This window comes from Chloroflexaceae bacterium (genome assembly GCA_025057155.1).
Classification (GTDB): domain Bacteria; phylum Chloroflexota; class Chloroflexia; order Chloroflexales; family Chloroflexaceae; genus JACAEO01.
The window spans coordinates 1-510 of sequence record JANWYD010000182.1 but is presented as its reverse complement, the minus strand read 5'-3'; the positions used below and the strand labels follow the sequence as shown (position 1 = coordinate 510).

The window sequence follows — 510 nt, the reverse complement described above, 5'->3', positions numbered from 1 at the left end:
GCCGGCACCAAACGGCTCGCCACCGAAACCGGCGCGGGCCAGTGGGGTTCATCGCTGGCCCTGGCCTGCAAGCTCTTCGACCTGGAATGCACCGTTTACATGGTCAACGTCAGCTACCAGCAAAAGCCTTATCGCCGGATGCTCATGCACACCTGGGGCGCGACGGTGCATCCGAGCCCGAGCGACCAGACCAACTACGGGCGCAAGCTGCTGGCCGAAGACCCCAACTGCCAGGGCAGCCTCGGCATCGCCATCAGCGAGGCCATCGAAGACACCGTCACCCACCCGCACACCAAGTATTCCCTCGGCAGCGTCCTCAATCACGTGTGCCTCCACCAAACCGTCATCGGCCTGGAAGCACTTAAGCAGATGGAACTGGCCGGCGAAGAACCCGACGCGCTCTTCGGTTGCTGCGGCGGCGGAAGCAACTTCGCCGGGCTGGTCTTTCCGTTCCTTCACAAAAAAATCCGCGAGGGCAAAAAATATCGCATCGTCGGCGTCGAACCCACA

At 62.2% G+C, this 510-nt stretch carries 1 protein-coding gene; it reads left to right on the top strand.

What is annotated here, in order from left to right; all coding sequences use genetic code 11:
* Window positions 1–510, top strand: a 510-nt coding sequence (locus NZU74_20910; protein MCS6883782.1) for a pyridoxal-phosphate dependent enzyme, incomplete at both ends; no start/stop codon positions are given.